The organism is Bradyrhizobium sp. CB2312, from assembly GCF_029714425.1.
Classification (GTDB): Bacteria; Pseudomonadota; Alphaproteobacteria; order Rhizobiales; family Xanthobacteraceae; genus Bradyrhizobium.
Genome location: NZ_CP121668.1, coordinates 7,921,566 through 7,936,499, shown reverse-complemented (window position 1 = coordinate 7,936,499; position 14,934 = coordinate 7,921,566). Strand labels below are relative to the sequence as shown.

The 14,934-nt window shown below is 57.6% G+C and carries 9 protein-coding genes and 2 pseudogenes; 5 read left to right on the top strand and 6 right to left on the bottom strand.

Annotated features, from left to right (window positions below):
- Positions 1–47 precede the first annotated feature (47 nt).
- The 3 genes and pseudogenes from QA642_RS38440 to QA642_RS38430 form a co-directional block, all read right to left on the bottom strand.
- Positions 48–218: pseudogene (locus tag QA642_RS38440) on the bottom strand (IS5/IS1182 family transposase); the annotation flags it as partial.
- 582 nt (positions 219–800) lie between these two features.
- A complete protein-coding gene (locus QA642_RS38435) occupies positions 801–1,061 on the bottom strand; it encodes a hypothetical protein (protein ID WP_143130836.1) in 261 nt (86 codons plus the stop codon).
- A 15-nt stretch (positions 1,062–1,076) separates the two neighbouring features.
- On the bottom strand, positions 1,077–1,463 hold the full coding sequence (locus QA642_RS38430) for a hypothetical protein (protein ID WP_283081554.1): 387 nt from the start codon (positions 1,461–1,463) through the stop codon (positions 1,077–1,079).
- A 289-nt stretch (positions 1,464–1,752) separates the two neighbouring features.
- Between QA642_RS38430 and QA642_RS38425 the strand changes: the two genes are divergently transcribed.
- The 4 genes and pseudogenes from QA642_RS38425 to QA642_RS38410 all read left to right on the top strand — a co-directional run bounded on the left by QA642_RS38425 (position 1,753) and on the right by QA642_RS38410 (position 8,153).
- A complete protein-coding gene (locus QA642_RS38425) occupies positions 1,753–1,902 on the top strand; it encodes a hypothetical protein (RefSeq protein WP_283081553.1) in 150 nt (49 codons plus the stop codon).
- Positions 1,903–2,686: 784 nt separating this feature from the next.
- A pseudogene (locus QA642_RS38420) lies at positions 2,687–2,857 on the top strand (IS481 family transposase); the annotation flags it as partial.
- Positions 2,858–3,455: 598 nt separating this feature from the next.
- Entirely contained in the window at positions 3,456–5,348 is a 1,893-nt protein-coding gene (locus QA642_RS38415; protein ID WP_283081552.1) for a methyl-accepting chemotaxis protein, read from the top strand.
- A gap of 1,359 nt (positions 5,349–6,707) precedes the next feature.
- A complete protein-coding gene (locus QA642_RS38410) occupies positions 6,708–8,153 on the top strand; it encodes an NEL-type E3 ubiquitin ligase domain-containing protein (RefSeq protein WP_283081551.1) in 1,446 nt (481 codons plus the stop codon).
- Between the two features lie 574 nt (positions 8,154–8,727).
- On the opposite strand, the gene QA642_RS38405 is transcribed toward QA642_RS38410, so the two are convergent.
- Positions 8,728–10,185, bottom strand: a complete 1,458-nt coding sequence (locus QA642_RS38405) for a hypothetical protein (protein WP_283081550.1) — start codon at positions 10,183–10,185, stop codon at positions 8,728–8,730.
- 589 nt (positions 10,186–10,774) lie between these two features.
- On the opposite strand from QA642_RS38405, the gene QA642_RS38400 reads away from it, so the two are divergent.
- Positions 10,775–11,500, top strand: a complete 726-nt coding sequence (locus tag QA642_RS38400) for a hypothetical protein (protein WP_283081549.1) — start codon at positions 10,775–10,777, stop codon at positions 11,498–11,500.
- 664 nt (positions 11,501–12,164) lie between these two features.
- Here the strand turns inward: QA642_RS38400 and QA642_RS38395 are convergent.
- Together QA642_RS38395 and QA642_RS38390 are read right to left on the bottom strand one after the other, a co-directional pair.
- The gene (locus QA642_RS38395; protein WP_283081548.1) at positions 12,165–13,211 is read right to left on the bottom strand and encodes a tyrosinase family protein; all 1,047 of its coding nucleotides are present in this window, start codon (positions 13,209–13,211) and stop codon (positions 12,165–12,167) included.
- A 132-nt stretch (positions 13,212–13,343) separates the two neighbouring features.
- On the bottom strand, positions 13,344–14,486 hold the full coding sequence (locus tag QA642_RS38390; protein WP_283081547.1) for a hypothetical protein: 1,143 nt from the start codon (positions 14,484–14,486) through the stop codon (positions 13,344–13,346).
- Positions 14,487–14,934 lie beyond the last annotated feature (448 nt).

The window sequence follows — 14,934 nt, the reverse complement described above, 5'->3', positions numbered from 1 at the left end:
GGTGTGGAGGGAGCAGCTGCATCAAAGCGTTCAGGATTAGCTGCAGCCAGAAGCTTCAGCCAGGAGGACGAGGCGAAGATTGTGGCCGACGGCGGTCAGGACGACATTAGACGCATCGCGGTCGCGGCCCCTGAGATGGCCGCGGCCGAGGTGTCCGTCGGTCTTCATATGCCGATCGCGGGCTCGATGGCGGAGCGGCGCCTGAGTTCGCGTTTGATGTGGTAGTGGCATCACACCGTTTGTCGGCAAACCCGTCCTGCTTCTCGGCGCCTCCATTACGGTCCTCGGCATCATCTGCGTCATCCGGGCTGCTCGCCCCCGATGACTGGGGCCGGAATGTATGGATTGGCTCGCTGCTGTTCGCGATCGCGACGGCGGTTCTATTCTTCTACATCTGATGGTGGATCGAAGAAGCGAGGCCCGGCAACCGAGACGAATCCTAACCGGGCCTCGCGACCGCCGATCACCTGGCGGGATAGACCGGCGAGCAGGAAGGATGTCGCGTGGCAGGCTGCCATTGTACGCGATAAGCGCTTTTTGACGCGAGATTACTGCAGACCGCTCGGTCAGCGGGCAGCTTTCCTGCGCAGCGCATGCCCGCGCCGTGGATAACTGCCTGTCCTTCGGTGCCGGCAGACCCCGGGGCGATGCGCAGGCACGACACCTCCCTGGACCTCCGCCCCCGTGATCTGGAGCCGAAAGGGCCCGGGTGGGGGCTTTTTTGTGCCCGGACTTTGTGGGTGCTGCTAGCGGCTTGAAATGAAAGAGGCCGCCAACTGAGGGCGGCCTCTGGGTTCGATCTAATTGCAAATATCAATTGGATATTGATTAGAGCCGCCGATCCCGACGAAGTATTTGTTGCCGGCCTTGCAACGCGCTCTGCATTTAGGAATTTCTTCACGGCATATCCCCATGGCGGCGCTTTGCCTTGCCGCGCCAGGAACGTTTGCTTTCGCCCAACTCACGCACAACGCCCCTTGCTCGGTGCAGGAGCGAGCTGAGACGGTTTCGACCGAAGCTAAGCCGATTATGCCGATCAACAAAAACATGAAAAATCGCATTTCTATGTCCTTTTTTCAATTTCCAATGTGCCGACGCCGCTGCGCCATGCCGATCTCATCGATCGCATCCGCCAGCCCTTCTAAGAACGCTCGGTGCCACGCATCATCATCGGGCAGCTCCCATTCCCGCAGGCCAGCGACGTATCTGGTCAGAGCGATCACGCCCGCGATCGTGGCTGGCTTCGAACGGATGAGCACATTTGCATGCTCCGTGAGAGCCAGGTTCGTTTGGCCGGTGACTTCGTCGGCGGCAGCAAATTCGGCACCATCCTCGAGCTTAGCCGAAACCGACGCCGCCGCATCGTAGTGCGCGGACAGCTCACGATGGCGCTCGATTACTAGGAAGATCAGATCCCGATCGGCTGCAGCAACCGACGGCGGGTAAATTTCTTGCGATGACAATGTTGGCCCCGAGCAAATGTGAGGCCGATATTAGCAGCGCTGTTATGACTAAAGTCGGCCCACATTAGTTGGGATGCGCTGGTTTTCTCCGCAGCCAAGCGACTGCGTCGGTTGACTCCGTATCTGCAATACAAGGACGGCTTTGGTGAGATTTGGCCTTTGTTGATTCTTGGGCGATTTTGGACGCCTTCAATTTTCCCGTTCAAAGGATTGGCATGGCGGCCCTCACGCTCGATCTGAAATTCCGTGTAGTGCCACGCCCTGCAAGGACCGACCGGCTACCTTCGACTTGCCGGCAATCAAAGATGCCGCCGAAGCCGCCTCAGCAACGGGCGCAATTCTCAGCGGGGTGGCGTCGGGCCAGATCACGCCTGGCGAAGCTGCAGAAGTGGCCAAATTGGTCAAGACGTTCGTGATGGCCTTCGAGACTGCGGATTGAGCGCGAACCGGAACTTACAGGAACGGATTGCTCTCCTCGAGGCGGAGCGGAATCCAGATTTTCAGGTGATCATCCGAACAATCTACGAAGGTCGTACCGGCGTCATCGCCGAGATGCTAGCGGGCACGAGAGTGGTTCGTCTTCGGGGCAACCGTGTCCTTGAACATAATCAGGCCTGGCCGGCTATCTACCGACATACCATCCGGTTTACAGGCCGGCCAATTCCTACACGCCCACTCCATACGCATGTCATAGGCGACGATCGGAGAGGCTACTACTCGGAAAAGAGGAGAAGAAGCGCGATCCGGCCAAGGCCCTAAGAGCAATGCAGTGGTGGCATAGCCTCGACAGTCCGCCGTCGGGCGAAGATCGGACGATCCTCGAACGGGCGCCTATTCTCCGGGATCTGCTTTCGCGCGACCGAATTTCTAAATTGAATGCGCCCAAATTCGAGGAGATCTGCATGCGCGTGTGGTCCATTCAGAATCGTGCGCGTCGTTTGTCGAATCTACATTGAACTTGCCGGATGGCGGAGGCACGACAAGTACAAGAAGACAAGGTCGCTTGCGAAATTCCTCTGCAGCCGCCATTCAAAGAATGGATCGTCCGTTCTAGAAGCCATCAACAACGTTCTCTATGGCGTACGGATGAACGCTTCCGCTTAGATTGTGGGGGACGACCACCGACGCTCCCTGGCGCGTCGAACATCCTCGGCATCAGCGCACTAGGTGTTAGTCCCAAGCTTTGATGGTGCATTCTTATCGCACGATTCGAAGGATGCGCTATGGGACGGGTTTTACACGGCTGCGCCACCACGACGGAGGCAGTCCGTCGAGCAATACAAAATAGTCAAGAGAGCCTGAGAGGTCTCGCCAAGCGCTACGGGATCAACCAGAAGACTGTTGCGAAGTGGAAGCAGCGCGAGACCGTCGCCGATCGTTCGACTGGCCCGAAGGAAACCAAGCCGACCAGCGCGCCCTCGACTTGGCGACTCAAACCGCCGGAGTGTCCCACGCTCTTCATCGCTGCTGCTTTAATGGAATTCCAGGACGGTCGAATGCGAGCTCCAGTCAGGTAAGGACCAGCGCACTGGTCAAGTGCGGATCGAGCCCTCCGGCAAGGGACGACGCGGCTTCAAGCTGATATTCGATCGATCCGTCGGGGCGCAGTCGAAAGACGAAACGGCAGAGTCTTCGAAATATCTTTTTGGTTGGGCCTCGCGGCACGATTCTCACCGCGGAACTGTGATGGGCCATTCTGCGCGCGAATCCTGCGGGCATGAGTAGCAAACTGCAGAATTTATGCGTCGGGTTATTACTGCTACGCTGCAGAGTGCGTGGCCATCTCTCGACTATTCGCGCATGTATGATTCGGATGACAACCGAGTTCAATCTTATGTAACCAATCAAAACTAGGGGTTTCGCGAAACGATCTCATATTCAATTGGAAGTCTGATGACCGCCCCTACAATCGCGAAACGGCTCCCATCAACGGTCCTTCGTCAGTTTCGACCGAGCCTACGCACTCAGATTGGTTTTTTGGGAATGGTGAGCGTGCTTGTCACTGGCGCGACTTGCGTTGCCGGACTTAATTATCTTGCGAAGGCGCAGAGTGAGGTAAGCGAGAGCGCCAATCTTCGCGCCCATCTAACGTCTCTTTCTCAGGCCTTTCTTGAATCGCAGCAGCTGGCGTTGGAGTTTTTGCGCAAGCACGACGAAGCCGTGGTCGCGCGGCAAGCCGAGGGCGTCAATAACGCACTGGCGGACCTTGGCCAAATCGAAGAGCGGGCCGCTTCCTCGCCCGAGGACGATCCCCTGAGAGACGTGAAGTTCCTTCGCGCCGGAATCAACCTTTATGCGACTCGTTTTAATAACATCGTCTCCGCGCAGCGGGTGCTCGGGCTCACGGAAAATGATGGGCTCCAAGGTAAGCTTCGCGAAGCCGTGCATCAGGCAGAAGCGCGACTTGCACATTTTAATGAGCCGCACCTGACGATGTTGATCTTGATGATGCGACGGCATGAAAAGGATTTCATGCTACGTCACGAGGAGAGGTATGGCGATGAGCTGGAAAAGCGCGTCGTCGAATTCGAGGCCGCACTTGCTGCTTCAGAACTTGCCCCGGAATCCAAGAATGAGCTGAAGAAGCTTGTTGCCTCTTATCGATCGAGCTTTCTTGCGTTTCTTGTATCGCAGCAGGCGCTGGACGACCAAGTTGACGATCTCGTCCAAATCTACGGCCGGAATCGTCCCCTTCTTTTGAAAGCGATAGCAGGCGCGGACGCTCGCGCTAGCTCTGCTGAAGAACGTGCGTCGCGCCTCCGAGAGGCTTTGGTGTGGGCAATTGGGCTTGCCTCTCTCGGGATCGGCTTCGTTGCGTTGCTTGTTGGTCAGAAGCTGGCAAGGCTTATGAGTCGGATGAGCGAGGCGATGCGTCAACTTGCGGCCGGGCGGTTCGATGTCACGCTGCCGGGTCTTGGCCGCTCAGACGAGATCGGCGATATGGCTCAGGCCATGGAAGCGTTTAAGGTGAGATCGAAGGAAAAATTGCAAGAGGAACTTGCCGCGAATCAAGAGCAGGACCGTGTAGCAGCGGAGCGGCGCAAGGCGGAGCTTGGCGAGCTGGCCGGCACATTTGAACGCGCCGTTAGCAGCGTCATTGATACGATGTCTTCCGCGTCGACCGAACTGGAGGCTTCCGCTCGGGAGCTGACAGAGACGGCACAGCTCACTCGGGAGATCTCTGATAACGTTGCGTCGGCATCGGAGGAGGCGTCAGCCAATGTTCAGCTGGTTGCTGCGGCAACGGAAGAGATGATGGCCTCCGCTTCCGAAATCGGCCGGCAGGCCGCGCGATCAACGGAGATCGCCCACGAAGCCGTGCGCCAGGCTGCAGAAACGGATCGCCGGATGAAGCAGCTATCGGCTGCTGCAACAAAAGTCGGTGGGGTGGTTGACCTGATTGCAGCGATCGCCAGGCAAACCAACCTTCTGGCGCTCAATGCAACAATCGAGGCCGCGCGTGCCGGCGGCGCCGGCAGCGGCTTTGCAGTTGTGGCGCTCGAGGTGAAGTCGTTAGCAACTCAGACGGCGAACGCGACCGTCGAAATCGGACAGCAGATTGCTGACATTCAGGCAGCGACACTGGAGTCAGCCAGCGCCATCACAAACATCGGAAACAGCATTAGCAGAATCTCACAAATTGCATCAGCGATTGCCGCGGCGACCGACCAACAGGGCGCAGTCACGAAAGATATTGCCCAAAATATTCAGCATGCGGCCGCGATGTCGATGACTGTGGCGGGCAACATCCGGCAGGTCGCGCAGAAGGCGTTTATCACAGGTGCATCATCGTCGCAGGTGTTGAGGTCTGCCAATGTGCTTGCCCGAACCAGCCATCACCTTAAAAGCGAAGCCGATCATTTTCTCACCGGGATCCGATCATGATCCCTCGTCGAGATGCCATGCAAGGCTCGGCGAAGGCGCTCCAACACCGCCCGGCGCTCGCCGGGCTCCTGTTAGAGGCATTCTCCCCACAGCGCCGTGCTCGCATCCTTTGCTGGGCAAAGTCGGCTAACCGCACCCAATGTTGCCGTATTGCGCCGAGCGAAGCACGACGGCCCCGCTATGGGCGCGAGATTCTGAAAGTGTCCACGTATTCCGCCGCCTTGCATTGACACAGGCTGCATCGAGGTAAATCCTTATCGGGGAGACTCTCGCGCCGACGATATTTGAGTGCCGCTAGACACAAATGGGCCGCCGTCGTCATCCGCAAGCTCTCACTATACCACGAACAGTTCCTTATGACTTCCGATAGGGCTCCACAGAGGCGAGATCATACTTGAGGCTTCGCATCCACAGCAGCTGAGCCTACAGCATGTGGTTCGCCGTCAGTTCCTCGGCTGAGCTTGCTTGCAATTCATCGCGGGGAGCGGACGTCCTCGCCGCCGAGTTGCCGATAACCCAATTTGCAAAGGCTCGTGCCGCCGATCTTTGTCGGCTCGCGCATGCTCCCCTTCTTCTTAGTTGCAGCCGGCACTAAACTTCCGTTGATGTTGGCCGTCCAGGCAGCTTTCCTTTTGTTAGTCTCGTTCTTTTTAAGCTTGCTCAGCGTTTTATTGACTATGCCATCGATGATGCGAGCGTCATCGGGATGAGGATGATACGGATCCTGCTTCCTTTGGGGCTCGGCGCCAAAGTAGGGCCGCAGGCGATCGGATAACCTGACCTCGTCAGCTTATCGACAGCTGAGCTTCCTAGCATGCGAACGTCTCGATCTAGCCGAAAGAGCCGCCTTATCGGCTGAGACCAAACATGTCATGAAGTTCAATGAATACAGAACAGGCCCAGACTCGCGCTGGCATACCCTCCGAATCCGAAAGCACCGAGCCAACGTCGGGGGCCGCCGGGCAGTCCCCCTCGTGCCTAACCCAGTGGGCGTCAGCCCTGACGCGGTGGGCCACAGGAGCGGCCGCCGCCGACCTCGTCTCATCGCAGGACAGCGCCCTGGCGAGCTGGGCAGCGGAAGAGGGGCAGGGCGAAGGCGAGAATAGGCAAGAGGGAGTCCGCCGGACGAGGGCATGGCGGGACGAGGGTGATGTCAGAGACGAGCTGAATTTGTCGTCATTGTCCCTGACTGCCTTGCCAGCCTCACTCCTGCCCAGGCTCCGAACCCTCAATGTCATCGGTAACCAGTTGAGCAGTCTGCCGGCCCAGCTTCCGGGCGGACTCCGGGACCTCTACGCTTCTGACAACCGGCTGACTAGTCTGCCCGCCCTTCCGAGCAGGCTCCGGCACCTCCACCTCATGGCCAACGAGCTGGCCAGCCTGCCGGCAGCGCTGCCGTCCAGGCTCCGCAGCTTGACCGTCGATGGCAACCAACTGACCGATCTGCCCGCCCTTCCGGCAACGATCGAGGAGTTCTCCGCCTGCAATAACCAGCTGACCCGTCTGCCCGAGCTTCCTGCCAGGCTCCGCCGCCTGGATGTCAGCGAAAATCAGCTGACGAGCCTGCCCGATCTTCCGGCAAGGCTGCGGTACCTGGACGCAGGCGACAACCAGCTGACAAGCCTGCCCGACATTCCGGCCAGACTTCGATACCTGGACGTCAGCGAAAATCGGCTGACCAATCTGCCCGAGACACTCCCCGTCAGCCTTGAAATGCTCGGCGCCAGTAACAACCAGCTGACCGGCCTGCCCGCGACCGTGCTGACGCAGCTCGGCAGCGCGTCCAGCATCGACCTGCGGTCTAATCCGATACCGGCCCCGGTGCTGACCGATTTGGCGACAGCCACGCGCGGCGCGGACTATGCCGGCCCGCAGGTCTTCCTGTCGATGTCGCTACAACCGATGGAATACCAGTCGCGGCCCCTGCACGAGGTTGTCGCGGACTGGCTCGCGAACCAGCCTGGCGCAGTGGACGCGTGGCAGGGCTTCGCCGCAGAGCCGGGTGCGCAGGACTTCGCTCTGTTTCTCGAAAGACTTGCGGGCACCGTAAACTATGGTCATCAGGCGTTCCGCGACCAGGTGGCCGAGAATCTGCTAGAGGCCGCGATGAGGCCGCGACTGCGCAAGCAGTTTTTCGAGCTGGCTAATGGAGCGACTGCGTCCTGCGAGGATCGTATCACTTTGACCTGGAACGGCATGCAGACCGCACGCCTGAACGCTGATGTCAAAGATGGGCTCTATGACAATCGGCTCGACCAACTGCTCCAACATGGCCGTGTCATGTTTCGTTTGGGGGCGCTTGACGACATCGCACGCGAGACGGTCAGCTCGCTTCGGCGTGCCGACCCGCAGGTCAATATCGACGAGATCGAGGTCTATCTTGCCTATCAGACCCAGCTACGGGATCGGCTGGAACTGCGTCACATCGCCCCGGATATGCGCTTCTTGAATCTCTCTGACGTCACTCCGGAGGACGTTGCCAGGGCTGAGACGTCGGTGCGGGAACAGGAAGCGACGGGTTTGGAGGATTTTCTAGCAACGAGCTGGGAGCCTTGGGATACGGTGGTGAGGCGAATCGCCCCCGATGATCATGCCGCTATGCAGGACCGGCTTGCCGATGCGCTGGAAGATGAGTTTCCGACGCGCTTGAACGAGCGGCTCGCGGAGCATGGCCTGACGGATGATGTCGATGCCCGGCGGGTGGTCGGAGCACAGATCCTCAGCGAAATCGCACGTGAGATCAAGGGCGAGCTGATGCACAAGGTTCTCCGGGAGCACGGCCTCGAGCCCAGATCGATGCGATAGCCGGAAGCCGTCATGCCTATGGGCGCTATGATCCCGGTTTGCTCTCCCGGTAATACCTCAAGGATATCAAAGGGCCTTCATCGCTCTGGTTTGCGGTTACCTTGTTGAGACTGCTGATCTTCAGGACTCTTAATCAGCGGGTCCCAGGTTCGAGCACGGTGCCCCAAACCAAATATCCCAATATTGTCAGTGGCTTATTTGGTGTGATCCTTTCCCGGAGAAACCTAAGGAAAATTCTTGGGGCAAGCCTGGGTCGCAATGCCTCGATATCCCTTCGCAGCGATTTAGCTTCGATCGAACAACATCGCGCCGACGTGATTGTCACGCTGTCGCAGGACAAACTGTCGTCACGGTTTCGCCAGCGCGTGAGAGTATCATTTAGACAGATCGAGGATGTGTGCTTAGCCGCACACAACCTCTTACAAACAGGGGTTAACCCCTTGGTAGCGCGTTGACTTGTAGAGTCGAGGTCGCCACATTCGAGGTGAATCGAGACAAGCCCAAACGGGGCTTGCCCTCCGGTTCGAACAAAAGGTGCTATATGGCTCGTCGTCCTATCTTCCCTTGGTAGTATTCATAGGTGCAGTTTGCGCCGCCACCCGTGAGCCTGATAGAGCTCGCAGTAACCATGCCCAGCCTCCCCGGATGAGAGCAGCAGCTTCGATGCCTCCCAAATGAGGTCGAGTCCGTCATCGAGCTTGCTGTCGTCCCCGAACACCACCAGATAGGCGCCCTTCGTATTCAAATACGCAGTGCGCTCGAATTTGTCGATGAAAGGCTCAATTCCAGTAAGTAGCGCCGCAACCTCCTGTTCAGCGTCCTTGTCGAGTTTCGGCCGCTCCAGGCAAACTTCGGTGACGTAGTTAGCCAGGTTGTTGGCCAACACCGCAGTCCGCTCGTCGATCGGATTCTCGGCCAAAAATCGTCGCAGGATGGCGATCGCGTCCGAGACCCGATTGGTCTGGTACAGTGCCGAGCTTTCGATCCATACCTGCATGATCGGCTCAGCGACCCCCTCATCGCGCTCTTCCTTCTTCCAGGCATCGATCGCGTCGTCGATCCGCGGGTCGAGGATGCCGTCGTCTCGGTAGGATGCCAACGCAACCGTCAGTTTCAAGCGGTCCTTTGCATTGACGCCGACCTCTTCGAGGCGCTCGATTGCCGCGAGCAGGTCCGCCAAGTCCGCATCGCGCGCCGCGCACGTTGAAAGGTGGACATGGTCCATCTTGATGCGTGCGATCAACCCATCATAAGCCGCACTGCCCTCCGGCGAGCTGATGCGATGGCGGGTGAGCTTGGACATCAGCTCCAACCTCGCATCGCGCCGCTTGGAATGCATCAGTTGTACCCTCGATAGAATCGAGTCGCGCAGCGTCTGGCTTTGCACCTCGATCGCCTGAAGGCTTTCGCCGAAGCTTTCCATCAGAGCTTTCAGTCGCGGGTCCAGGTCGCCGATGGGCTTATAGGTCAGATCGTGAGTCTTAGCGCCCCACGCATCGTGAAGCATGGTCTTGACCTGTATCTCCACCCTCAATCTTTCCGTATCGACCGATTTGTACCCGATGCGAAGATGGGTGGCGTGGTATCCGCGATCCTTATGAATCTTGCTGATCTTCCCGTCGCTGAACTTGTCCAGGAACAAGCCTTCCTTCTTGGCTTCCGACGAGAAGACCTGGATGAACGCGTTGATCTGGTCCGGATAGAAGACTACGACCGTCATTCCGACCATGTCGGCGATGTTGTCGATCCGAAAGTTGGCGTCCGCAGCCCGGCCTTCTATCAGTTTGTGGATGATCTTCGCGCGGTCCTTAAACTCCTCGCCGCCTTGCTTCTTTGCGCGCGTGTACGCGTCGGCGATGAGAATGCCTTTGGAGCCGCGGCGGATGGTTTCCACCACGTCGCTCGCTTTCTCGAGGATGTCGAGATACCGGCGCGAGTTCGTCTTCAAGTATTTGTCGACAGCGTCCCGCGCTTCCTCGTAGGTCATCGAAAGCGTCACCTTGCCGATGGCGTTTTCCCTGGCCTTTTTCATCTCAAGTCACTCCTTCGTCGAACCGCGAGACCAAAATGAGAGCCGAGCTGCGCTACACGAGCTCTTGTTACGCAACTTACTTAAGCGGCCGATAGTGCCGGAACGGGCGCCGGGCTAATGGTTCGACCGAAAGGACGATCAAAACCTTCAAACGAAGAGAGGCGCCCTTCAAAAGGCCGCCGAGCGGCCGTATTTCGCTAACTGCTTCACCGAAATGCCTCCTGAACGTTCGACATTGAAGCCTGGTGCGAATCCGGCCCCGCCGCCCAGGCGCTTCAGGTCGGCTCTCTCCTGCGGATCACATGGAGAGCAGATCCGCTCTCCAATCCGCCTGCAGCAGCTACTTGATCTTTGTCCCCATCTACGGCGCTCCCCGTGCATTGGTCGTGGCTCCTCCCGCTGGTCGCAAGAATGCCAAGTGGTCCGCGCGCGGGTCAATTTCGATTAGAGGGGTCAATTAGTTGGGTTGCTTCGTTTCGTACCCAAAGTTGTGCCGTACGAAAATTTCGAGTAATTTGACATTCCCGTAAATTTGTACCCAATTTGCGCTCCCGCATCATTTCTGCATTTTTTTCTTCCGGAATTCGGCATGGATATCGAGCTCTACACACGTGAGCGTTTGCATACTGCGATCGAACGAATGCGAAAATCGACGGAAGAACTCAATCGCGTCCTGGCGATACTGAATGAAAATAACGCTAGGACTCTCAAGGACGATCTCGAGAATTTTGAGAACCGAATTGCCGGCAGAAGACTCAATCTGGCCTACGTGCAAGCCGTCTGTAACGCCTTTTACGTCACGACGAAATCGAAGCTGCATTCGGCATTGCTCGAGGCGGTCGTGGCCGAGCCGACGTCGCAGAAGCTTCTCGACAACATGATCGGAAAATACGAGGCTTATTGGCCCGCGAGCAACGACAAGTTCGACAAGTTTCCGATGGAGATCTCATACGCCGACGACACTTACACCGTGTCGGATCGTACCATCGGAAAAAGCAAGATTCAGTTCGGGCATTCGGGCTTCGCCTTTTTGATCAGGAAGCGGGTTCACGTAGTTGAACCGGTCGAAAGCGGCCTCCGTTCTATGATTTTCCATTACGAGGAAATGCCTGCAAAAAACCCTGTCAAAGGGATCATAACGAACATATTGGACGCCGGATCAGAGGATTTGAGAGCTGGGGAGCAGATCTTCTCCGCGCACTTCATTGCATTCCATGAGAACGACACCACGCATTTTGGACAACGGATTCAGCCGAAGCGGTTAAATGAACTACTGCACCATGCGCGCAATCGAACCGGCGTCATCAGGGTTTAGGGGGCGCCCCTTTCGGCCCGATATGACGAAGCTTGCGTTTGCGCGGGTAGCGGCTTGTTTGTCGTACTTCTTCAGCACCATCTTGATGCTAGGTTCTCGCAACGCCCCGGCAATTAGGATCACCTGCTCCATCCGCGACATGTTTGGACGAATGTTTCGGACTTTATCGTCACTTACCGGTCCTGCGCGAGAACGGAGATGCTCGTGATCCTTAACGGGCTTCCTTGGAGATTCGGCCGGCCCGTACCTATGCTTTGTGTGAGCGCGACGGGCACGAAGGTGACGGCCGGAGACGCGGAATCGACAACTGTCGGGTCCTGAATCGTGAAATCTTGAAAGACCTCGTCGTCATGGTGTGCATGGACGAATAAATGTACGGAGCCAAGAAAACTCGGATCAGTGCGTTTCAACTCCCCGCTTGGAGCCGCGCGGGTCAGGTGAACATCGAAGCCGACGATCGGCAGTCTATTTAAGCCCGTTATCGAAATTCGGAGCAATAATCGTTTCTGAGAACGGTCAAAGGAGGCCGATCGTAACGCATCAAGCGTTCGAGAAGGAAATACGATCGTTGTGTTCTGAGCCGATCCCGCCTCGATTCTCGAATCGAGAGTCGCGACCGCCTGAGTAGACTTTATTCTCGACGCCGTTCCGCTGTCTGCCACCACTAGCGCCGCGGGAAAGGAGGGTAAGGGAAGGGCATGCTGGACAGGTCTTCGTACTTGAACTTCACTCCGAGCGCTCGGTGATCGAAGTATGATTTCCGCGGTTCGTTGATGCAGTTTCCCTTCGCATCGAAGAAGAACCATGGCCTCTCCATGAACCAAGAGGCGTCTGGAAGGGTACCCCACTTCTTGCCTGGCATGACGCTCCATTGAGTCCATATCCAATCGATATTGGTATGATGCACCGGAAAGATCGGATCGAAGCCCGCGGTCGGCGGTTGCGCCATGGCGCCAAGCGCATCGACCTCTATCTCATGGCCATTCTGGTCATGGCCAACCGCAGCTCCGGGAATGATTCCCCCGACAACACGATGAATGTTGTCGTGAGGCCGGCTCTCGAGCAGTCCCCGCGTTCCAGGGTTGTTGTCCGCTATTCCCCCTCCGATACCGGTATCCTCTGTGGTACCGAAGAAGATGTCCGTGGCCAGAGCAGAAGTGTTGTCGACGACAGCGTCGGACAGCTCCAGCAGCGGCATGTTCGGTATTAGGGGATGTTCGTAGTAGGTCAGGTAGAAGTCGCGTTCCTTCATGAATAGTGGGTTTATGTTCTCATCGGCGTCGTTGCCGGGATTGCCGTCCAGATGCTGTACTCCAAACGCCTTCGGAAATTTCCGGTTCGTTCTCGGGCCATAATTCCAATAGGGAAGCGAAAAGTTGCTGTCGCCGGTATGCTCCCGCAGAATTTGTTCGAAGTGGAACGTGTAGGCCCGGTGCCACGGTAGGAAGTCGGCGGAATGCTGCCCGAAGTGAGGACATTGGTTCCAGTACTTCTGATCGACCTGCGCCACTCCAGGATCCTGGTCCAAGGCCGCCTTGTAGTATTTGTAACCTAGGTCCGTAGGATCCAGCTGGACGCCGTGGATCGCGGCTTGAAAGAACCAACTCAATGGATCGGACGGTTTCCTTTTCTTCATCTCCCTGACGCCGCGTCTCAAGGAGTCGAGCAGGCTCGCGGTCTCGACGAATTCTTCGAGGGGCATGCGCGGCATGACCGAGCTCGGATTCGGCGTAATTCCTACTGTGCAAGCCGCAGCGACGGATCGTACAGAGCCTCCCCCAGCCGCGAACGCTGCTGCTACCTTCATCAAGTCTCTGCGCGATATGCTCAAAGCGATGTACTCCTAGGCGATGACGACCCGGTTGTTTAGCAGCGCGACATCAAAATGAATGAATTTGTCTATTGTGACGCGATCACTGCCGGCGCCGTCCACGGTCACGTCATAAATCGGAGGCGTTCCGTCACGACGGATCAAGGGGTCTGGTGGCGGTTGCCTGTATGCGCCCGATGGCGGCAGGTAGGCGAGGTGATAGGCATTGTCGACGAAAGCGACTTTGCGCAGGACCTTTGGAGAGACGTCTACGATGCGCTTTTCTGGAATTAGAATTCCAGCCGTGCCGTCGAACCTGGTCGGTTCCCAGAACGCGGGCACATCCTTCAATTTTGCGACTGAATGGAAGCTTGGCGCACCTATGATGTGATGGTCCATGAATACGTCGTCGGCATCGCCATAGACGAGATATCTCAGGCCGAGAGGATAGCTGGCGTCCGGGTCGAACTGATGGAAATGCAGGACCCGGTCGATCCGGACCGGAATGTTCTCCTCCAGGCCAGGGACGGCGATCCCGTCAGGGCTTTCGGGAGGATAATATTCGACCGATGCTTGCGGCAGATCCTTTATGGTCCCGTCGCCGATATCGACTAGTGAGAGATGATCGTGAAATATTTGGACTTTGCCGGCACCGAATGACGAGGCCCTGAGCTTGTCGTAGATGTCGCGGTGCTTCTGCTCGACGAAGCTGCTGCGCAGAATGACTTGAAAGCGGTGACGATCGTCGGCGATCACGGGCGTATGGGACATGTACAGTTTTGTCCCCGATCGGCCTCCGGTCACAAAGCCATGAAAATGCAAGAGATCGTGCCCTCCATGTCCGGGCATATCGTGCCCGGGCATGTCGTGATGTCCGCCATCCATTTGCGCGGGCTGCGGCAATTTTGCTCCGCGAGCGACAACCTCGATTTCGCCGGTCATGTCCGCGTGATATCGGCATAGGTAGGGAAATTTCCCTGGTTTTCCAAACCAAACCGGACTGGACACCTCGCCTGTCGCAAGAGGACCGACATTGAAGTAGAAACTGGCGTCGGGAGCGGTCTCGACGGTGTGTGGTACAGCGTCGAGATTTCTCCAGACGACGAAATCGTCCGCTTCGATCGCCGCCGGAGCGAAAACATGATTCCGAATATCGACGATTTTGGTCTTTGTCATAGCTATGCCCCTGCCTCCGACTGGTGATGTTCACGGGTACTGCTTGATCGATCCCACGTTGCGTCCAATCTGAGGTACATCTCGGTTAGTGCGGAGGTATCGCGCCTCCACCATTCTGCCATCCAACCGCGGTAGAGCTGCGCAGCCTCATCTGGACCGACCCTGCCTTTGATCGCTGCAGCCGCCTGGTACGTCGCCATGATGCCGCTCATCATGGCCCGCAAAATTCCGTGGCCTGCGGCTGGATCCAATTGAAAAGCTGCGTCCCCGACAAGGAAGAAGCCGGGGCCCGAGTATGCATCGGCTCGCTTCCAAGTAACGTCGGCTCCGCGCGTCGGGCTCACGTCCGCGAGCGCAGCGAGCGCAGTCGGCTTAACCGGGCGAGCGGAAGCACCGGGGAGAGCCAAGCTGACCCAGGCAAGGGTATCGTCCGATACGCGGGCGATCC